The sequence below is a fragment of the Providencia sp. PROV073 genome (genome assembly GCF_033688125.1).
Lineage (GTDB): Bacteria > Pseudomonadota > Gammaproteobacteria > Enterobacterales > Enterobacteriaceae > Providencia > Providencia hangzhouensis.
In genome coordinates this window covers 263,432-284,967 of sequence record NZ_CP096353.1, presented here as the reverse complement: position 1 = coordinate 284,967, position 21,536 = coordinate 263,432, and the positions used below count along the sequence as shown (strand labels likewise).

Annotated in this window: 18 protein-coding genes; 10 read left to right on the top strand and 8 right to left on the bottom strand. The window is 41.8% G+C overall.

All coding sequences use genetic code 11. The features are described 5' to 3' along the window. Positions 1-55: 55 nt before the first annotated feature. Positions 56-1,387 carry a DUF3748 domain-containing protein gene (locus M1F17_RS01255; RefSeq protein WP_318837187.1) on the bottom strand — a complete coding sequence of 444 codons (1,332 nt, stop codon included), beginning with the start codon at positions 1,385-1,387 and terminating at the stop codon, positions 56-58. A 122-nt stretch (positions 1,388-1,509) separates the two neighbouring features. Here M1F17_RS01255 and M1F17_RS01250 point away from each other — a divergent pair, with 122 nt between their 5' ends. Further along, on the top strand, positions 1,510-2,124 hold the full coding sequence (locus M1F17_RS01250; protein ID WP_004262660.1) for a trimeric intracellular cation channel family protein: 615 nt from the start codon (positions 1,510-1,512) through the stop codon (positions 2,122-2,124). A gap of 37 nt (positions 2,125-2,161) precedes the next feature. On the opposite strand, the gene M1F17_RS01245 is transcribed toward M1F17_RS01250, so the two are convergent. Both M1F17_RS01245 and M1F17_RS01240 read right to left on the bottom strand, forming a co-directional pair. Beyond that, positions 2,162-3,274 carry a hypothetical protein gene (locus tag M1F17_RS01245; protein ID WP_318837186.1) on the bottom strand — a complete coding sequence of 371 codons (1,113 nt, stop codon included), beginning with the start codon at positions 3,272-3,274 and terminating at the stop codon, positions 2,162-2,164. After that, positions 3,231-3,890, bottom strand: coding sequence for a hypothetical protein (locus M1F17_RS01240; RefSeq protein WP_318837185.1), 660 nt, complete (start codon positions 3,888-3,890; stop codon positions 3,231-3,233). Before M1F17_RS01240 ends, M1F17_RS01245 begins: the two co-directional genes overlap by 44 nt. A gap of 320 nt (positions 3,891-4,210) precedes the next feature. Here M1F17_RS01240 and gmk point away from each other — a divergent pair, with 320 nt between their 5' ends. Genes gmk through recG form a run of 5 tightly spaced genes read left to right on the top strand, consistent with a single transcriptional unit; the run spans position 4,211 to position 10,135 of the window. Continuing rightward, on the top strand, positions 4,211-4,834 hold the full coding sequence (gmk, locus tag M1F17_RS01235) for a guanylate kinase (protein WP_004262662.1): 624 nt from the start codon (positions 4,211-4,213) through the stop codon (positions 4,832-4,834). Between the two features lie 55 nt (positions 4,835-4,889). Beyond that, a complete protein-coding gene (gene rpoZ, locus M1F17_RS01230; RefSeq protein ID WP_004262665.1) occupies positions 4,890-5,165 on the top strand; it encodes a DNA-directed RNA polymerase subunit omega in 276 nt (91 codons plus the stop codon). A gap of 19 nt (positions 5,166-5,184) precedes the next feature. Beyond that, complete coding sequence (spoT, locus tag M1F17_RS01225) at positions 5,185-7,302, top strand: bifunctional GTP diphosphokinase/guanosine-3',5'-bis pyrophosphate 3'-pyrophosphohydrolase (protein ID WP_004262666.1); 2,118 nt, start codon at positions 5,185-5,187, stop codon at positions 7,300-7,302. Between the two features lie 22 nt (positions 7,303-7,324). Then, entirely contained in the window at positions 7,325-8,038 is a 714-nt protein-coding gene (trmH, locus tag M1F17_RS01220) for a tRNA (guanosine(18)-2'-O)-methyltransferase TrmH (protein WP_096863551.1), read from the top strand. Between the two features lie 15 nt (positions 8,039-8,053). Beyond that, the gene (recG, locus tag M1F17_RS01215; protein WP_094960804.1) at positions 8,054-10,135 is read left to right on the top strand and encodes an ATP-dependent DNA helicase RecG; all 2,082 of its coding nucleotides are present in this window, start codon (positions 8,054-8,056) and stop codon (positions 10,133-10,135) included. 97 nt (positions 10,136-10,232) lie between these two features. Here recG and gltS read toward each other — a convergent pair whose 3' ends face one another. After that, positions 10,233-11,447, bottom strand: a complete 1,215-nt coding sequence (gltS, locus tag M1F17_RS01210) for a sodium/glutamate symporter (protein WP_004262677.1) — start codon at positions 11,445-11,447, stop codon at positions 10,233-10,235. 235 nt (positions 11,448-11,682) lie between these two features. On the opposite strand from gltS, the gene M1F17_RS01205 reads away from it, so the two are divergent. After that, positions 11,683-13,071, top strand: coding sequence for a uracil-xanthine permease family protein (locus M1F17_RS01205; protein ID WP_036958597.1), 1,389 nt, complete (start codon positions 11,683-11,685; stop codon positions 13,069-13,071). A gap of 126 nt (positions 13,072-13,197) precedes the next feature. After that, positions 13,198-14,955 carry an AsmA family protein gene (locus M1F17_RS01200; protein WP_318837184.1) on the top strand — a complete coding sequence of 586 codons (1,758 nt, stop codon included), beginning with the start codon at positions 13,198-13,200 and terminating at the stop codon, positions 14,953-14,955. 76 nt (positions 14,956-15,031) lie between these two features. Here M1F17_RS01200 and fabY read toward each other — a convergent pair whose 3' ends face one another. The 3 genes from fabY to yihX all read right to left on the bottom strand — a co-directional run bounded on the left by fabY (position 15,032) and on the right by yihX (position 17,083). Then, positions 15,032-15,946: a fatty acid biosynthesis protein FabY gene (gene fabY, locus M1F17_RS01195; protein ID WP_036958598.1), complete on the bottom strand. Its 915-nt coding sequence runs from the start codon at positions 15,944-15,946 to the stop codon at positions 15,032-15,034. A 23-nt stretch (positions 15,947-15,969) separates the two neighbouring features. Beyond that, positions 15,970-16,407, bottom strand: coding sequence for a D-aminoacyl-tRNA deacylase (dtd, locus tag M1F17_RS01190; RefSeq protein ID WP_004262693.1), 438 nt, complete (start codon positions 16,405-16,407; stop codon positions 15,970-15,972). 61 nt (positions 16,408-16,468) lie between these two features. Beyond that, positions 16,469-17,083 (bottom strand): glucose-1-phosphatase, encoded by a 615-nt coding sequence (yihX, locus tag M1F17_RS01185; RefSeq protein ID WP_094960806.1) that lies wholly within the window; start codon positions 17,081-17,083, stop codon positions 16,469-16,471. Between the two features lie 351 nt (positions 17,084-17,434). Here yihX and M1F17_RS01180 point away from each other — a divergent pair, with 351 nt between their 5' ends. Then, entirely contained in the window at positions 17,435-18,037 is a 603-nt protein-coding gene (locus M1F17_RS01180; protein WP_047756061.1) for a hypothetical protein, read from the top strand. A gap of 81 nt (positions 18,038-18,118) precedes the next feature. On the opposite strand, the gene typA is transcribed toward M1F17_RS01180, so the two are convergent. Beyond that, positions 18,119-19,942, bottom strand: a complete 1,824-nt coding sequence (gene typA, locus M1F17_RS01175) for a ribosome-dependent GTPase TypA (protein ID WP_004262702.1) — start codon at positions 19,940-19,942, stop codon at positions 18,119-18,121. A gap of 433 nt (positions 19,943-20,375) precedes the next feature. Here typA and M1F17_RS01170 point away from each other — a divergent pair, with 433 nt between their 5' ends. After that, a complete protein-coding gene (locus M1F17_RS01170) occupies positions 20,376-21,227 on the top strand; it encodes a PadR family transcriptional regulator (protein WP_242439573.1) in 852 nt (283 codons plus the stop codon). The last annotated feature ends 309 nt before the right edge of the window (positions 21,228-21,536 follow it).

The window sequence follows — 21,536 nt, the reverse complement described above, 5'->3', positions numbered from 1 at the left end:
TAAAAAAAAGCTTATCAATACTTTTTTTATTCGTGACTGTAGTAACATAATTATTTTATTTGCTGTTTAAACCCGTTTCTACGGTATAAATTTGCCTAAATCCATCAATATCTCGCATAAACGCAATCAATTCATCATTAGGTGAAAATACAACGGAATCAGCAACAGGAGCAAGTTCAGTACGCTGCGTTAATTTTTGTATGGCTCCGCTTACGACGTGACAATACACGACACTATTGTCACAAATAAAGCAAATGTGCTCACCTTTACTATCCCAGCTAAAGACAGACTGGACTGGTGAAGAACCCTGAGTTATCTGCCTTTGCACTCCAGTTAGCGTATCAACTAACCACAATTGAGCATTACCGTCATCATCATTCATCAAACAAGCGATTGATTTACCATCTGGCGAAGTTCTTAGCCAATGTCGTGGCTGCTTCGCTAAACCAGGAAATTTTTTATCGTGTGTATAAGTTAAACGCCTTTGCTGTATACCTTTTGGTGGGGAAGGCATGCTTGATTCTGTTCCTTGGATAGGAGATTCCCCCGCAATCATGTAATCCTCAAGCTGTGAAGGTAGATCAACAATATAGATCTCAGGAATAATTTCTCCATTTGTAGAATGAGTGTCACCAATAAACACCAGCGCTCTTTCTTGCCACTCTCCATTCTCTTTTTGATAACCTTTTTGACCTACCCAACCCTCTTCATATGCACGGCTAATCTCATCGCTGCTAGGCTTAGGCTGTTGCGTTGTTCGCGTCACAACACAACAAAAGTAATCGCCACTATATTCTCGAAAATGTATTTTAGGACTCACATTAACGGGCCCAATAGGTACTGCAATTGCCACATTTCGTTGGTCTAATTGCACATCTAATTCATGCATTACATGGTCATTATAGGTAAAACTCAACCACTTTCCGTCTGGACTAAAAACATGGACATGAGTCCCCCCACGCAACGCCCCCACTAAATACGGAGGGGTAATGCACATTGCATCAATTGGGTGAACTACATTTAATTGGTCTTCTTTAACATACACCCCTCTTCGATGGTGAAAGTCATATTGCCACTGTTCATCAGGGTACTCAGGGCCATGGATAAAAGCATATTGAGTTGGCAGTTGAGGACTTACCGTTACCACTCCAACATGAGCCCCATGACTTGCACGATAAACCTCAACGACTTGTAATGTTTTTACATGAATTTTTTCTATAGATAAACCTGTAAAAGAACTACCGCTCGGCCGTATATCATACGCTAACCACTGGCTGTCTGGAGTCCAGATATTAATATTCGTTAGTTGGTGGCTTCGTTCATCATGCGTTAAACGTGTTTCTTTATAGGGCAATTTATTATTCAATCTGTTATCCTTTGACATCATTTAATATCGCTATCGGATTACTTTAACTAATCTAGTTTAATCAATACTAGAAAATCTCAGTCGAGAAGTTTCATAAGTAATATTACCCTTTAGCAATAACCTTAATCTCGAACAAAACTACCATGTTATTAAGTGTACTTTATATTATTGGTATCACCGCAGAAGCCATGACTGGAGCACTTGCGGCTGGCAGACGAAAAATGGATGTCTTTGGCGTCATTATTATTGCGTCCGCGACGGCAATTGGTGGTGGTTCCGTCCGTGATATCTTACTTGGCCATTACCCCCTAGGTTGGGTGGAACATCCTGAGTATATCCTGACTGTTGCAGGCGCTGCGATTGTGACAATCTGGATAGCCCCTATGATGAAACATTTACGCCGATTATTCCTCATATTAGATGCTATCGGACTAATTGTATTTTCTATACTTGGCGCCCAAATAGCACTCGATATGCACTACAGCCCAATCATTGCAGCTATTGCAGCAGTGATTACTGGCGTTTTTGGTGGTGTGTTAAGAGACATGCTGTGTAACACAATCCCTTTAGTTTTCCAAAAAGAAGTCTATGCTGGCGTTTCTTTCGCTGCCGCTTGGATCTATATTGGCCTATTACAAACGCCTTTACCTAAAGATATCGTGGTTATTATCACACTCGTTGTTGGCTTGAGTGCAAGGCTAATAGCCATTCGTTATCGTCTCGGTTTGCCTATTTTTAATTACGAAAACCAAGATTAATCTAATCAATAAAAGAGTTTCAGCCATTAATGATTTACTATTGATGGCTTTCTATTGGTGGCTGAATCGCTTTCATGTCAGACAATATACGTAAAATAGATTCAATTTCTGGTTCCGCTAGCCAATTAGCTAATTTTTTCTTTTGCAGCTTCGTCAAATTTAGACTGTTAACCCATGATGGGTCATACAACATACCTATGTCAGTCACTTTCCCTACTTGTAATTTAGTTAGTGGAATTGCGAGACCTTTTAACCAAAGCGAAACAGGTTGATCCTTTGCCATTTTCAGTTGCTTTACTAACATTTGGTGTTTTTTACCTTTCGATAAATCGCTTTGCCATTGTTCTGACAACCAAGTTGTTAATCGAGTTAGGTTATGGTTTTCTACCCACTGGCGCCATGTAGCCTCACTTATTCCTCGCATACGTAGTTGTTTACCTAACCACGTTAATCTTGCGACAAACTGCTGTGAGCAAACTTCAGTATAAGTAAGACAACTTAGTGAGTGAAACTGTTTTAAGGTTGATGTCTCTGGATATTCGCGTTCCTCTCGTCGCCAAATAACGTCTTCAATCTTTGGACTTCCTAGCCCTGAAAGAGAGACAAGTATTTTATCTCCAACAAGTAAATCTCGTTTTTCCCATGATGATAATGATCCAGCATTTACCTTTGAAATAGTTTTCGAGTCAATATTGATGGGGGTTATGCTAGCTACAACACTAATTCTCCCGGTCCTTCCTATATTGAACTGAAGCTTAGTTACCTCTGATAGCACACTGCGTAATGGATATTTCCATGCAATCGCCCAACTATTTTGTTTTGATTGCCAGGCTGATGCTGCTGGCGCTGGAAAATTTTTAAGCACTATGCCATCTGTAGCAAATGGTAATTGCCCTTGATAATAGTATTCCCTTAGTTGCTTAGCTTGAATCTTATTTTCAATTTTATGGCTATATTGTTCAGCAAGCGGAAAACCTATCTCAGAAAGTAATGTTAACTGTGTTTTTGGATTAGCATCCCCCGCAGGCCATGCCCAAATAAAAATACCAATATTTTCTTCAAGGGCGGTTGGCTCATTTTTTCGCATTAACCACCCCGCAATCTTATTACGAGCGTTCACCTCCCCCACTTTTAGCTTGAATATGTCCATTCATACGCCAAAATAATTCGCCTTGAAGAACTAACATGCCTGAATATTTGATTTGTTTGGGTATCGCAGGAATAAAATCTGCTTTTGCCCGCCACTCGATTCCTTCAACACTATTTCCTCGGCTAATCATGGAAATAAGCTTGCCATTTTTATAAACCAACGTTACTGCTACACCATCAACTTTAGGTTGTAGCCAGATATTTTTACGTGTTTCTATCCAGCTATAAACTTCTAATTCATTGAGTTTCTTTAACCCTGTATGAGGAATGGGATGCATAGTTAGCTGTGATTTTTCAGGTAATAGTACTTCTGGCAATTCTTCGGGAAGTTGCTGGCATCGTTGTAAAGAACGCCATAAATTAAATAGCTGGTCATAAGCTTCATCACTAATGGAACTGCTACCCGCCAAACGGTAAGCTTGGTTCCACAGTTGTAATTGTTTTCCTAACCGATGACTTTCCTGACTTATTATTTTACTATTTTGTTTTTCACACGGTTTATTAACGGCAATTTGCTGCGTTGCTTGAGCAACATTAATACACACCATTACCCCAACAATTAACCCACTTAGTCTATAAACTGACGCGAACCAATAACCATACAAAATATAAATCATAACTATTCCTTGTTATTACCAATCCATTAAGATGTTACTCTTTTAAAGCATTTTCTCCTCAGTTGCTAAGCATCAAACAACCTCTCAAAGTCTTCATCCTCAAAAGAAGTTGTTTGCAAAAGGCTTCGCAAAACTAATGATGCTTTCATGAGTAATAAGTTAATTTCTCGAGCCCGTTCACAATTTAGTTACTAATCAAATTCATTTAATTAAAATTCATGATTTATTGATATCGCTGCATGTTGATGCAAGTCCGTGTATACTATGTCGGGTTTATCACCATCTTTTATGTTTAATCCTCGACTATTCAAGAAATCATCATGATACAAGGCACGTTATATATTGTTTCTGCCCCTAGTGGAGCAGGGAAATCAAGTCTGATTCAGGCTTTATTAAAAACACAACCATTGTATGACACACAGGTTTCCGTTTCTCATACAACTCGAACTGCACGTCCAGGAGAAGTCCATGGCGAGCACTATTTCTTTGTATCTGAAACTGATTTTTTACAAATGGTCGACAAAGGTGAATTCCTAGAGCACGCATGCGTTTTTGGGAATTATTATGGGACGTCCAAACCTATCATTGAAGATGTATTAAATAGTGGTGTTGATGTTTTTCTTGATATCGATTGGCAGGGAGCGCAGCAGATAAGAGCCAAAATGCCTGAGGCACGTAGTATTTTCATTCTCCCACCATCAAAAGATGAACTTTATCGCAGACTGCGTGGTCGTGGGCAAGACAGCGATGAAGTTATTGAAAAACGCATGTCACAAGCAGTAGGTGAAATTGAACATTTCAACGAGTATGATTACCTTATTGTTAATGATGATTTCAATACCGCACTGAGCGATTTACAATCTATCATCCGTACTGAGCGTTTAAAATTAGGGCGTCAAGTTCAACGACATGATGCTTTAATCAGCAAATTACTAGCAGACTGAGAATAGTTTCAGTATCATATCAGGTCATTTTTTATTTCTTTGGAGTAGCACATTTATGGCACGCGTAACTGTTCAAGACGCAGTAGAAAAAATTGGTAACCGCTTTGACCTCGTATTGGTTGCGGCACGTAGAGCTCGTCAGTTACAAACGGGTGGAAAAGACCCTTTAGTTCCTGAAGAAAATGATAAATACACTGTTATCGCATTACGTGAAGTAGAAGAAGGCTTAATCAACGGTCACATTTTAGATGTGCGTGAGCGCCAAGAACAGCAAGAGCAAGAAGCGGCTGAAATGCAAGCAGTTTCTGCAATCGCTGAAGGTCGTCGCTAATCACTAAGGTGGGTCTGCCTTGTATCTGTTTGAAAGCCTTAATTTAGTCATTCAAAAGTATCTTCCTAAAGAACAAATTGAATTACTAAGAAAAGCCTATGTTGTTGCTCGGGATGCCCATGAAGGACAGACCCGTTCAAGTGGTGAGCCTTATATTACTCACCCAGTTGCTGTTGCTTGTATTCTTGCTGAGATGCGTTTGGACCATGAAACACTAATGGCAGCGCTACTTCATGATGTGATTGAAGATACTCCAGCGACATTTCAAGATATAGAAGAATTGTTTGGTACCACCGTCGCCGGTCTCGTCGAAGGTGTATCCAAACTAGACAAGCTCAACTTTCGCGACAAAAAAGAAGCTCAAGCAGAAAACTTCCGCAAAATGATCATGGCGATGGTAAAAGATATCCGTGTCATTTTGATAAAACTGGCAGACCGCACTCACAACATGCGCACGTTAGGGTCACTTAGGCCCGATAAACGTCGGCGCATTGCACGTGAAACCCTTGAAATATATAGCCCGTTAGCCCACAGGCTAGGTATACACCACATCAAAACAGAGCTTGAAGAGCTGGGTTTTGAAGCGTTATATCCCAACCGTTATCGTGTTATTAAGGAAGTCGTCAAGGCTGCTCGCGGTAACCGAAAAGAGATGATCCAAAAAATTCTCTCGGAAATTGACGGTAGGCTAACCGAGGCAGGAGTTCCTTGTCGCGTAAGTGGCAGAGAAAAACACCTTTATTCCATCTATCGCAAAATGCACCAAAAAGAGCAACGTTTCCATTCCATTATGGATATCTATGCTTTTAGGGTAATTGTAAAAGATGTGGATACTTGCTACCGCGTTTTAGGCCAAATGCATAGTTTATACAAACCGCGTCCGGGGCGTATTAAAGACTATATTGCTATCCCTAAAGCCAACGGCTATCAATCGCTACATACCTCATTGATTGGGCCACATGGTGTTCCTGTCGAAGTGCAAATTCGCACAGAAGACATGGACCAAATGGCTGAGATGGGGGTTGCTGCGCATTGGGCCTATAAAGAGCAAGGTGAACAAGGTACAACGGCACAAGTTAGAGCTCAACGTTGGATGCAAAGTCTACTTGAGTTACAACAAAGTGCAGGTAGCTCGTTTGAATTTATTGAAAGCGTTAAATCGGATCTATTTCCGGATGAAATCTACGTTTTCACCCCAGAAGGCCGTATTGTTGAATTACCTACCGGTGCAACACCTGTTGACTTTGCCTACGCAGTACACACGGATATTGGTCATGCTTGCGTGGGCGCGCGCGTTGATCGCCAGCCTTACCCACTTTCGCAATCCCTTACGAGTGGCCAAACTGTCGAAATTATTACCGCGCCAGGCGCACGGCCAAATGCAGCATGGCTCAATTTTGTTGTCAGCTCAAAAGCGCGGGCCAAAATTCGCCAGTTATTGAAAAATTTAAAACGTGAAGATTCTATTAATTTAGGTCGCCGTTTACTCAACCATGCGCTAGGGGCAGGAAATAAACTCACTGATATCCCTCAAGCCAATATTGATGCGGAATTGGCACGCATGAAGCTGCACTCTATCGATGATTTGCTTGCTGAAATTGGGTTGGGTAATGCAATGAGTGTGGTTGTCGCACGTAACCTACAGAACAATCCACAAAATACACCTGAAGAACAAGTGTTAGTTGAAAGCCGGAATAAACTCTCTATCAAAGGTGCTGATGGTGTTTTAATCACCTTTGCAAAATGTTGTCGTCCTATTCCTGGTGACCCAATTGTTGCACATATTAGTCCTGGTAAAGGTCTCGTTATTCATCATGAATCCTGCCGCAACATTCGTGGTTATCAAAAAGAACCTGATAAATTTATGGCTGTTGAATGGGACAACGACACTGATACCGACTTTATCGCTGAAATTAAAGTGGATATGATTAATCACCAAGGTGCTTTAGCAAATTTAACTGCCGCCATTAATGACGCCAACTCAAGTATTCAAAGTATGAATACAGAAGAAAAAGATGGCCGTGTATATTGCGCTTTTATTCGCCTTACAACTAAAAACCGTGTTCAATTGGCAAATGTGATGCGGAAAATCCGTATTATGCCTGACGTTCTACGTGTTAGCCGAAACCGTAATTAACGACCATACGTAATTAATAACTATGAATGAACGCCGCTATCGCCGCATTTGCCAAATGATGGCGATGCGGCAGCCTGACCTAACTCTCTGCCTCGAAGAAATTCATAAACCGCACAATGTTTCTGCGATTGTACGCAGTGCGGATGCCGTAGGGATCCATCAAATTCATGCTATTTGGCCGGACCAACAAGTCAAACTGTCCGTTTCTTCTGCTGCGGGGAGTAATAGCTGGGTTAAAATTATTTCACACACATCCACCGAAGAAGCAATTGCCCACATAAAATCACAAAATATGCAGGTTTTGGCGACTAACTTGTCAGAACATGCCGTTGATTTTCGTGAAATTGATTATACTTTGCCAACTTGTATTATGATGGGGCAAGAAAAAACAGGGATTTCACAACAAGCCCTCGCATTGGCTGATAAACACATTATCATTCCAATGGCTGGCATGGTGCAATCTTTGAACGTTTCCGTTGCTTCTGCACTGATTTTATATGAAGCCCAACGGCAACGGCAGCAGGCGGGTATGTACGAACGTGACCATTGCTTACTCTCACCAGATGAACAACAAACTTGGTTATTTGAAGGAGGTTACCCTGTACTGGCTGAAGTTGCTAAACGTAAGGGACTTCCTCGCCCATTTATCAATAACCAAGGGCAAATTGAAGCTGATGACTCGTGGTGGGCACAAATGCAATTAACCGAAAAAATGAAAAGACGGCAGTTTGGTTAAATAAAAGGAAATAACATGAATAATGGGCTACTTGATACCATTTCACTGACTTCATTGCGCGGAATTGGAGCAAGCCAGTCAGAAAAAATGCGTAAAATCGGTTTGAACACCGTTCAAGACCTTCTTCTTCATTTCCCTTTACGCTATGAAGACCACACCCGTCTATATCAAATAAAAGATCTCCTCCCCGGTACGACCGCAACAATTACCGGTGAAATACTGCAAACTAAAGTGGTATTCGGCCGCAAAAGAATGATGACCTGCTTGATTTCCGATGGCACAGGTAACCTCACCTTACGTTTTTTTAATTTTTCAGCTGCAATGAAGAATAACTTAGCAGAAGGAAAACAGGTCACCGCCTATGGGGAAGTTCGCAGAGGAAATACAGGGCCAGAAATCATTCACCCCGAATATAAAGTCTCCCAAGACACCAGCAACATCAGCTTACAAGAGAACTTAACACCTGTTTACCCAACCACGGAAGGTGTTCGTCAGGCCACTTTACGCAAGGTAATGGAACAAGCGCTAAGGTTACTTGATAGCGGAAAAATAAAAGAATTGCTTCCAGAAGAGCTTAGCCGTGGAATGATAAGCCTACCAGATGCCATTCGCTTATTACACAATCCACCACCGAATGTCGCTTTGATTGAACTGGAGAAAGGGCACCATCCTGCCCAGAAACGGCTTATACTCGAAGAGCTTTTAGCACATCACCTCAGTATGCTAGCCATCCGTGCAGGCAACGAACGCCTATATGCCGAGCCTTTAGCAACAAGTGGTCAATTAAAATCACAGTTACTCGCACAATTACCTTTCTCGCCAACAAATGCACAAAACCGTGTTGTTAGCGAAATTGAAGCAGACCTCGCCAAAGATGTCCCTATGATGCGTTTGATTCAAGGGGATGTAGGGTCAGGAAAAACGCTTGTTGCGGCCTTAGCGGCCGTTTGTGCCATCGAGAATGGCAAACAAGTAGCTTTGATGGCTCCCACCGAAATTCTTGCAGAGCAACATGCCAATACATTCAAACAATGGTTAGAGCCTTTAGGCATTAAAGTGGGTTGGCTAGCGGGCAAACAGAAGGGTAAGGCACGTCAGGCTCAGCAAGATGCCATCGCAAGTGGAGAAGTTGCGATGGTTGTTGGAACACACGCTATTTTCCAAGAGCAAGTGAGCTTTAAAGCGCTGGGGCTTGTTATCATTGATGAACAACATCGCTTTGGCGTTCATCAGCGGCTCGCTCTGCGTGAAAAAGGTGAGCAGCAAGGGTACCACCCTCATCAATTGATCATGACCGCTACGCCGATCCCACGGACACTGGCGATGACAGCGTATGCAGACTTAGATACCTCTGTCATCGATGAGCTTCCTCCGGGCAGAACGCCTGTCACTACTGTCGCTATACCGGATACCCGCCGTAACGATATTATTGAACGCGTTCGCCAAGCCTGTATTGAAGAAGGTCGCCAAGCCTATTGGGTCTGTACACTTATTGAAGACTCTGAATTATTAGAAGCACAAGCGGCTCAAGTGACCAGCGAAGAACTCGCACTGGCACTACCTGAATTAAAAGTAGGCTTAGTCCACGGGCGAATGAAACCTGCTGAAAAACAAAGTATTATGGCGGCTTTTAAAAGGAATGAAATTCAACTACTTGTCGCTACAACGGTCATTGAAGTCGGTGTTGATGTGCCTAATGCCAGTTTGATGATTATTGATAACCCTGAGCGCCTTGGTTTAGCTCAATTGCACCAATTGAGAGGGCGAGTTGGCCGTGGAGCTATCGCATCTCACTGCGTACTATTATATAAGACACCATTAACCCACACCGCTAAACAAAGGCTACAAGTGTTGCGGGACAGCAATGATGGCTTTGTTATCGCACAAAAAGATCTCGAAATTCGCGGACCTGGGGAATTATTAGGCACTAGACAAACAGGAAATGCAGAATTTAAGGTCGCTGATTTGTTACGTGACCAATATATGTTGCCAGAAGTGCAACGCCTCGCACGCCATATTCAACAAAACTACCCAGAAAATGCACAACAACTTATTGAGCGCTGGTTACCTGAGCGAGAACAATACAGCCACGCTTAAGTTTTATATCTTCTTTTTATCCATTCCTTAAAATGAAAATTGCCGTGAATATTTTCACGGCAATACCTGCTTAACTTGATTTATTATTAAATAAAAACTATCCCGCAATAGTTGGGAATAGTGGCAACATTAAATACAATTTAATGACTATCGCATTAACAATATCAATGAAGAATGCCCCAACCATTGGGACCACAAGGAACGCTAGGTGAGATGGACCCAACCTATCCGTTACCGCTTGCATATTCGCAATCGCTGTTGGCGTAGCCCCAAGACCGAAACCACAATGCCCCGCAGCTAAAATAGCGGCATCATAGTTTTTCCCCATCACACGGAAGGTAACAAAAATTGCATACCCTGCCATTACACAAGCTTGTACAGCAAGAATGATGATCATTGGAATGGCCAGTGATGCTAATTCCCAGAGCTTCAAGCTCATTAAAGCCATCGCTAAGAATAATGATAGGCTCACGTTACCCATAACAGAAACGGCGCGGTCAAACACTCGGTAAAAACCAAGCAGTGATAGGCTATTGCTTAAAATAACACCAACAAACAGTACACATACAAATTTAGGCAGTGCAAAAGGAGTATCGGCTAATTCACCTGCAATATAACTTCCTATCAGCAAACAGATAGCAATCAATGCAATAGTTTCAATTAAAACCATTGACGTGATCATGCGCCCTGATTGAGGCTTCTCAAATGCAGTTGGCACATCTTTATCATCTTCTGCCGTTCCTGGCGTTGGAATATTACGTGTTAGAAAACGTGCAACAGGTCCGCCAATTAAACCACCAAGAACGAGCCCAAATGTAGCACACGCCATTGCAACTTCTGTTGCACTTTGGAAACCATAATTTTCAGTGAAAATTTTACCCCATGCCGCACCAGTACCATGGCCGCCAGATAAGGTAATTGAGCCAGCTAACAGCCCCATTAAAGGGTCTAGTCCCAATAATTCAGCAAGGGCAATCCCCACTGTGTTTTGGACTAGCAATAAGCCTACAACCACAAAAATAAATATAAACAATGCCTTACCACCAGCTTTCAAGCTAGCAAGGTTGGCATTAAGACCAATAGTGGCAAAGAATGCCAGCATCATAGGTTCTTGCAGTGATAAGTCAAAAGAAAGGCTCCAGTCAAATAATTGTTTAAGCAATAAAAGACTAAAAGCAACTAACAACCCACCCGCAACAGGTTCAGGGATGGTATATTTTTCAAGAAAAGGGACTGATTTTACCAGTTTACGCCCAAGCAATAATACTAAGGTAGCAGCTACCAGTGTACCGTAGACATCGAGATGATACATTCACGTACCTCGTCTGTTGTTAAAATTATCAAAAACTAGTTAGACGTTAATTTCTTCCTTAAAACGCCAAAAGCAGGTTGTAGGATTAGAAAAAAAAACTGTTATAAATACAAGTTAAAATATATATAAATGTGACGACACTATTTAACTAATGAATATATTTTTTAAAAGCAAACGATTGCTTTTTAATTTCGACACATTACAATGCGTTTTTTGTTGGCGAGAAATGAAGGCAATGAATACTGCGACGTCTGAAAAGCAAACTACTGAAGCGACCATACACACGCAAAGCGAACTTATTTACAAATTAGAAGACCGTCCACCGCTGCCGCAAGCTTTGTTTGCTGCCGGGCAACATCTTCTGGCGATGTTTGTCGCTGTTATTACCCCAGCGATGCTGATTTGCCAGGCTTTGGGGCTACCAGCTCACGATACTCAACGCATCATTAGTATGTCTTTATTTGCCTCCGGTATTGCTTCTTTAATTCAAATTCGTGCATGGGGCCCTATTGGCTCAGGCCTACTTTCGATTCAAGGAACCAGTTTTAACTTTGTTGCACCGTTAATCATGGGGGGTGTTGCACTCAAGCAAGGTGGGGCTGATATCCCATCCATGATGGCAGCTTTGTTTGGCACGTTACTCGTCGCCGCATTAACCGAAGTGATTCTTTCACGTTTTTTACATCTAGCCCGCCGTGTCATTACACCACTGGTTTCTGGTGTCGTTGTCATGATCATCGGCTTATCTTTAATTCAAGTCGGCTTAACCTCCATTGGTGGTGGTTATGGTGCGATTAGCGATAATACCTTCGGTTCACCAGATTACCTGATTTTGGCTGGGGTTGTTTTAGCGGTTATTATTTTACTTAATCGGCAGAAAAACCCTTACTTACGTGTCGCATCTTTAGTTATTGCCATGGCCGTTGGTTATATTGCAGCTTGGTGGATGGACATGTTACCAAATGCGCAACCAATGGAAGCCAATCAGCCAATTATTACTGTCCCTGAGCCTTTCTATTATGGCTTATCTTTCGACTGGAACCTGTTGATCCCATTAATTCTCATTTTTATGGTGACTTCCTTAGAAACAATAGGTGACATTACCGCCACTTCAGATGTGTCAGAACAACCCGTTCGTGGCCCTTTATATATGAAACGAATCAAAGGTGGCGTACTTGCCAATGGTTTGAACTCGATGGTCTCAGCGGTATTTAATACTTTCCCTAACTCTTGCTTTGGGCAGAACAACGGTGTTATCCAATTAACAGGGGTGGCAAGTCGCTATGTCGGTTACATTGTTGCTTTAATGTTAGTGTTATTAGGGCTATTCCCTGCGGTTGCAGGCTTTGTACAACAAATCCCTGAGCCCGTATTAGGCGGAGCAACCATTGTGATGTTTGGTACCATTGCCGCTTCAGGAGTGCGTATCGTGTCTCGTGAGCCACTCAATCGCCGCGCCATCATGATTATAGCCCTTTCTCTCGCCGTGGGTATGGGTGTGTCACAGCAACCCTTGATTTTGCAATTCGCGCCTGACTGGTTAAAAACATTATTTTCTTCAGGTATTGCTGCGGGTGGTTTAACTGCAATTGTTCTGAATTTAGTCTTCCCTCTCGAAAAATAACCTTTCATTCTAGCCGCCAGTGTTGAACACTCTGGCGGTTTTTCTGTATGCTATCCTTAAATTGTCGTTATATTAGACGGTTTCTTCCTGTGTCTATTCGTTCACAAACCAAAGGAGCAGTAAACTGTGAAATGGTTAATCAAATTTACTACCTATGCACTTTTGTTACTGCTGCTATTGTTTATTTTTACTTATATCGGGCTACAAACCCGTTGGGGCGCATCCTACTCCAGTCAATTTTTAAGTAAATTTACCTATTACGATATTGATGTGGGAATTATGGGGCATGAGTTTTCTAACCCCGGTGAGTTCATCTTCCAAGATGTTAAGTTAACGACTAAAAACAGTGACCTATCTTTAGATTCACGGCAAGTCGTGGTTGATGTTAATTGGCTAAACCTATTTAGTGGCACCGCAATAAAACGTTTGGTTATCACTCAAGGGACATTATCTACAACAGTCTCACCAAATACGGTGTTGTTCCCTATTTCCGCGACTATTTTGCAATTTGAAAATAGCCAGATTACGCTTAAAAAAGGCAATGATACGGTACAAGTCGCCGGCTTTACGGGAGGAATGACCCCTTGGAAACCCACCGAAAACACTCCTTTTGGTTACGGTGATTTTCGATTTACCTCTAACCAATTAAAATTCAATGACCTTGCATTCAAGAATGTTGCCATTACCGGTAAATTACAGCAGCAAGGAACAGAAATAAGCCAAGCCAGTGCCTACTTAAATAATGGCTATATTGCGGGCACTGGGAAGGTACTTAATGATGGCTCTATCATGGTTGACTCCCTCACCATGAATAAAGTTGGCTGGGAAAATAATGTTGATTTCGATTCACTATTTGATGCAATAACGAGTGATAAATCACTGCAAGTCAAAAAAGTAGAACTAACCAATGTTGATATTCAAGGTAAAGATTGGGCACTTTCTGGCTTAAGCACCGAAATTGACCAACTCAGCTTCGTTAGAGGCAGCTGGACTAGCCCTAAAAGCAGCATTAGCTTTAATGTCGACCAATTCGTCGTGAAAGACCAGCAGCTGAGTACCTTAATTGGAGAGCTGAATATTAACGGTGATAATCTCAATATCAGCAAGTTATCAGGTTACTATAATAAAGGCATTTTTAACCTCAGTGGGTCTTGGCAACGCAATAATCAAGTACTCACTATCGATGAAGGTAAACTCGCGGGTATCTTATATACCTTACCTGAAAATTGGTTGCCCTTCTTCGCGCAACCAACGCCAGCGTGGTTGTCCGGTTTAAATATTAAGAAATTCACCCTTTCCCAATCACTTTTGATGAATATCCAGCCGCAATTTCCTTTCGAGTTGACGGCATTAAGCGGTAATATTGAAAATGTTGATTTAATCAAACAGAAACAATGGGGAATTTGGAGCGGTAAAGCGACATTCAATGCAGATAGCGGCACAATCAACCAAGTTCTAGTGCGTCGTCCATTTGTCGAAATACGCCAAAGTGGTAAATCCTCGGCAGCAGCGAGCTTAACGGTCAGTACTGATAAAGGTATCAGTAAAATTGGCTTGCTGGTAAAACAAGAGCCCAAAAAAGTCCCCTTCTTACTCAGGGCATCAGGTTCTAATATTGACCTCGTCGATTTAAACCAATGGGGTTGGGCAGGCTTCCCAGCTCAAGTTATCGGTGACTTTGATGCGACATTACAAGGGGACTTACTCGCCCCATCAGTGGCAAAAAGTTTGAATGGGGAATTGATGGCCATACCATTGCAAGGTAAACGCCTATTCCGTACCGTTGTTAACGGGGTTGTCACTTCTTCAGTAGAGTCCGAAGCCGATTTACAGCCTACCGAGCCTTCTTTGGTAGAGCCGCTCCCCGCTCTTAGCAATCCATAAAAACTATCAATCCATAGAAATACAAAAGGCAGGTCAATCATACCTGCCTTTATCTTTTAATTTTCAATGAACAACATTACTTTGCGGGCTCTACAGGTAACACCATATAGACACCACTGAATACAGCGCCCACTTTACCATCGGGGTTACTGACCTCGACTTTCAGTTTTACTCGCGCTTTGCTACCCCGAGCTAAACGGTCAAGGTCACCGCTCATATTAGCTAAGTCCGCAGTTGCTGTAGGCCTACCGCTTACAGGTTTACCATAACGAATACTGGCATCGACCAATACAATATCGCCACCAAGCTGGTGTTCTTGCATTAACAGCCAAATCAGCCCCCATCCTGTCAGTGTGGCTAATGAAAATTGGCTCCCTGCAAAAATCGTTTCATGGGGGTTTTGATTGCCCGCCTCCGGCATGGTAGTAATAAAACGAGTCCCTGTGTATTGGTCGATTCGAACCCCCATTTTTTCGCTCAATGGAATATACTTATACCAAGCTTGTTGTAGCTCACCACACCAGTCTGGACGATGTAGAATTTGGTCTAATGTCTCAATGGGTTTGATCATCAAGTAATGGCGCACTGGTGTTTTTAACTGCCCAGCGACTTGCCCACGGTTCTCAAAGCCCATTTTATCGAAAAAGGGTACTGCTTCTTCACGAACACTGGATACGATGCGTTTGACGCCTTCTTGGCGTGCAACGGACTCTAGGGCCATGATAATCAATTTACCGAGCCCTTTACCTTGCATGGCAGGGTTAACGGCTAAAAAACGGATTGCTCCCTCGTTGTCAGCATTGATATATAAGCGACCAATGGCAAGAATACGGTTTTTATCATCCACGACCATTTGATGGTGTGCGGTTAAATCATAACCATCTTTTTCTGAACCTAGGGGTTGATTAAACGGTTTTCGCAACATTTCCCAGCGAAAATGGTAGTAAGTTGCAAATTCAATATCATCTTTCGGTGTACGTAAATGGTACATCGCTTCCCCCTTTAAAAATGAACTCACACTTGTAGCCAGAAGGTAACAGGGCCATCATTGGTTAAATTCACTTGCATGTCAGCGGCAAACTCACCAGTTTGTGTTTCAACCCCTTGTTGGCGGCTTTGTTCAACGAAGTATTGGTACAAAGCATCTGCTCTTTCAGGCTCTGCTCCCCCTGAAAAGCTAGGCCGCATACCTTTTTTAGTGTCAGCTGCTAAAGTAAATTGAGAAACAACCAAAAGGCTGCCTCCCGCCTGTTGAACATTGAGATTCATTTTCCCTTGTTCATCACTAAAAATACGGTAGCCCAATACTTTTTCACACAAACGTTTGGCTTTCTGCTCATCATCATCTTTTTCAACGCCAAGCAAAACCAACAACCCAGCATTTATTTGCCCTACTATTTTCTGATCAACAGCCACACTCGCATGAGTGACTCTCTGGATTAATGCAATCATGATGACTCTTTACAAAAAGATGGAGCAACGTTAGCCGTTGCCCCACTATAAAATCAGGATGTTATTCAACTTCTGCACTAAAATCGTAAGTGCGGAAATATTCAGGAATGGTGTCTTTATCCACAACATGAATACTACGAATACCAAGGGCTTCTGCGGCTTTTACATTTTCTTCGACATCATCAAAGAAAATAGCATCTGCAGCATCAAACTCTTCTGATTGCAGTACATATTTGTAGATTTCAGGATCAGGCTTACGCATGCCTAAATCTTGGGACAGATATAGGAAATCGGAGGAGGCTGCAATTTCTGGGTAGTGTGCTGGCCAGTAGTCTAGATGTAGACGGTTGGTATTCGATAAAACCACCACTCGGTGCCCTTGCTCACGCAGGCGTTCCATAATATCAATGACTTCAGGTCTTAACGAAATAAAAATAGCGTGCCAGCCTTCAGCAAAGTCTTCAAAGCTTAGAGTGATGTCCATTTCTTCACAAAGCAGCTCAGCAAACTCGATGTCTGAAATTTTTCCACACTCATGTAATTGAAAGATATTACCAAAAGTAAACCGTGATTTGATCTCTTCACTTGGTGTACCACTGAGTTCAGACCATTTATCAAATACACGATTAAAGTCGATATCAATAATCACATTACCCATATCGAAGATATACAGCATAAATTTTCCTCATTGTTATTCACTAAATTTACTTTAATCATTATTCACGCAACTGAACAGCCCTAATTAGTGATAATTCACGTTATTTTGTCAATTTATCGATTAAGCAATCCACACTTAGCGCAATTAATGAACAACAAACCAGACGATTTGTTCCATTAATGAGAAAACGCTTTTTATCCCAAAGGTGCTATTTCACACAGCACTATCGATTTTTGATACTAAATGTTAAGTCCCTCCATACGCTTTTTGCATAATAGTTTTTACGTAGCAAGCCATGCCACAAGCAATGTGAGCTGATATCTATCCGATATCAGTAATAAATAAATCTTAAAATATAAAAGTCATACTATGAAAATAGATAAAACAATCTCTTGGCCGATTGCTATTCTGTGGGGAAGCTTATTTTTAATTCCATTATTTAATACTATCCCTCTGGATTTTAATATCGACCTTACAACAAAAATTATTGAACATTTTCAATCTATTATTCTAATTATCAGTGCCATTTTCACTTGGTTTTATATGAAACCATTACAGCAAAAAAATCAGGGAATGAAATTATTTTGGGTGTGGGCAACTATCTGGTGGGTAACATTATTTGGCAGAGGAATAAATTGGGGGCGTGAATTTTTTCCTAATCTGGATCACTCTTACTTCAGGCTAATTTCTATCATCTTGATTGGCAGTTTAGTTTTGATGCTATTTGCTTCTTCATTAAGAAAAAGTATTATTTTTCACCTAAAAAACACAGCTATTCCACTTTGGAGCCTACTACTGACCCTGTGCGCTTTTGTGATTTCAGATAGTGTTGAACACCATAGATTTCTCAGTTCAGTTTTCCTATATCATTCTGAACTACAAAGCCTTATCGAAGAATTATACGAAATCCCTTTAATTATCGGACTGTTTATTTCGTCGCTGTATTTTATGAAAAAAGACAAGTCATTATAAACCTTATAAATAAGTAAGGCGCCTTTCGGCGCCTTACTGCATAACTACAATGACGTAATCAACAACATCACGTAACGATAATTAGTCTTCTTTAGAACGGTTTGCACGACGGCGATCGTTCTCAGTCAAGTGGCGTTTACGCAGACGGATAGACTGCGGAGTCACTTCAACTAACTCGTCATCATCAATGAACTCAAGTGCTTGTTCCAGAGTCATTTTAATTGGTGGTGACAGTGTTGTTGCTTCATCAGTACCTGACGCACGCATGTTAGTCAGTTTTTTACCCGTTAAGCAGTTAACGGTTAAGTCGTTAGAACGTGAGTGAATACCGATGATTTGACCTTCATACACTTCAGCACCGTGACCTAAGAACAGCTTACCGCGGTCTTGCAGGCTGTATAGCGCATAAGCAACTGCTTTACCTTGACCATTGGAGATCAGAACACCGTTTTGGCGGCCGCCGATTTCGCCTGGGCGAACATCATCGTAATGACTGAATGTTGAATACAGTAAACCAGTACCTGATGTCATTGTCATGAATTCAGTACGGAAGCCAATCAGACCACGGCTTGGAATGACGTAATCAAGACGTACGCGGCCTTTACCGTCTGGCATCATGTCGCGCAGGTCACCTTTACGTTCACCTAAAGCTTTCATGATGTCGCCTTGGTGCTGTTCTTCAACGTCTAAAGTCACTTGTTCGAATGGCTCTTGTTTACGGCCATCGATTTCACGAATGATAACTTTTGGACGAGATACAGCTAATTCGAAACCTTCACGACGCATGTTTTCAATCAGAACAGATAAGTGAAGCTCACCACGACCAGAAACGCGGAATGCGTCTGGATCTTGAGTTTCTTCAACACGCAGTGCAACGTTGTGAACCAATTCTTTATTCAAGCGGTCAAGGATCTGACGTGAAGTCACGAATTTACCTTCTTTACCGCAGAATGGTGAAGTATTAACACAATAGAACATGCTAACTGTTGGCTCATCAACTGCTAACGCAGGCAATGCTTCAACGCTACCGACTTGGCAAATGGTGTCAGAAATGTTCAGTTCACCTAAACCTGTCAGAGCGACGATATCACCCGCTTCCGCTTGTTGTGAATCAATACGCTCTAAACCTAAGTGAGTCAGAACTTTACCAATTTTACCGTTACGAGTTTTACCTTCGCTATCGATAACCGTTACTTGTTGGTTAGGCTTAACAACACCACGTTTGATACGGCCGATACCGATAACACCTAAATAGCTGTTGTAATCCAATTGCGAAACTTGCATTTGGAATGGACCGTCGATATCCACTGCTGGTGGTGCAACATGTTCCACAATCGCTTCATACAGTGGAGTCATGTCTTCAGCCATGTTTTCGTGGTCAAGGCCTGCGATACCGTTTAATGCAGATGCATAAACAATAGGGAAATCGAGTTGCTCATCCGTTGCACCTAAGTTCACGAATAAGTCGAATACTTGATCAACAACCCAATCAGGGCGTGCGCCTGGGCGGTCAACTTTATTGATAACAACAATAGGACGTAAACCGTGGTCGAACGCTTTTTGCGTTACGAAACGAGTTTGTGGCATTGGGCCATCCATCGCATCAACAACCAGCAGTACGCAGTCAACCATAGACATAACGCGCTCAACCTCACCACCGAAATCGGCGTGACCTGGGGTGTCTACGATATTGATATGATAACCATTCCATTGGATAGCGGTATTTTTAGCAAGGATAGTAATACCACGCTCTTTCTCCAAGTCATTGGAGTCCATAACACGCTCATCAACAGTTTCACGTTCACCGAACGTGCCTGATTGCTGCAATAATTTACCAACCAGTGTGGTCTTGCCATGGTCAACGTGAGCGATGATGGCGATGTTTCTTAAATTTTGAATTGACAAGGATTTTTACCGTTTAATTGACAGGAAAGGAATATGCTTACTGAGCCGTTATTCACACCCAAAGCATACTTTCTACGTTAATTTGCTGTTATTTTACACGTTTTTCCGCACAAGTGGAATAAATGTGAAACCCATCACTGTATAAAAAGTTTTTAGCGAAAAAACATTCAGTTGCGTAACAGTGCCAGATTCCCTCACAAAATAATGAGCATCATCTCTGCGAAACCACGAAGTGACAGAATAATACGCTAAAAACTTAATATTCGCAGCCCAAAAAAAGAACAAAAAATAGACTTTCTTTCTTAACTGCCAGTTTAAATATCTTTTTGCATTATTTAGATATATCTAAATTGACTAATTAGATATATCTAAATATAGTAAAACCATAAAATAAATTCGATATATCTAAAGTTACAAACTAAGGAGTAACTATATGCTAATTAAATCTTGTCGTCATGTATATTATGCACGCCATGATGAAAATCAACATGGCCACCGCGGTGGATGTTGCCACGATGAAGGCCGTCATGGTCATGGGAGCGGTGAATGCTGCCACGACGAAGACCGTCATGGTCGTGGGCACGGTGAACGCTGCCACGGCGAAGGCCGCCATGGTCATGGGTACGGTGAACGCTGCCACGGTGAAGGCCGTCATGGTCATGGGCACGGTGAACGCTGCCACGGCGAAGGCCGTCATGGTCATGGGCACGGTGAACGCTGCCACGGCGAAGGTCGTCATGGTCGAGGCCATGGTGATGACAGCCAAAGAGGCCGTGGAAGAGGTAAAGGCCTTCGTCGTTTATTCGACCATGGCGATCTTCATATTATGGTACTCTCGTTAGTCGCTAAAAAACCAAGCTATGGCTACGAAATTATCAAAGATATTCAAGAAGCCTCAAATGGCTTATATGTTCCTAGCCCGGGGGTTATTTACCCAACGCTAACACTGCTTGAAGAACAAGGCTTCTTGGAGTCTCAGATTGTTGAACGCAATCGCAAAAGTTTTACGATTACACCTGAAGGCTCTGCCCATCTAGCTCAAAATAAAGAAATTGAAGCGGTTATTGCTCGCAAACTGGCAAAAGCACGTGATATGCAACAAGGCAGTAATTTAGCAGAAGACATTGAGGTGGCAGTCAGTCGCTTTAAAGCTTTATTACGTCACAAAATGGTTTTAAAACAACTCAATGAAGAGCAAACACGTCAAATCGCCTCTATCATTAATGATGCAGTAAAACAAATTGAAGAAGTGAATACGTTATTAACAAATAGCGATGAAGATTAATGTAACTGTTTGAGATTAAACAACCTCATTTCTTTTATATCCCATCAGCATTGCGCTTTAACAGAGCACAATGCTGATTTTTTATTTGAAATCCCATCTCCAACTGTCACTCGCACCAATTTAGTGCAATGACGAAATAATTAGCACTAAATCGGTGCATTTAGTACAGAAATTGCTTAATTATAAATCTATTCCACACGTAACAATCAGTATTTACTATAATTAAAAAGTTGGCACGCTTTTCGCTTATCTATTTATAGAGCGCGTGCTACCTATTTATATATGACTAACACGCCAGACAAACAACAA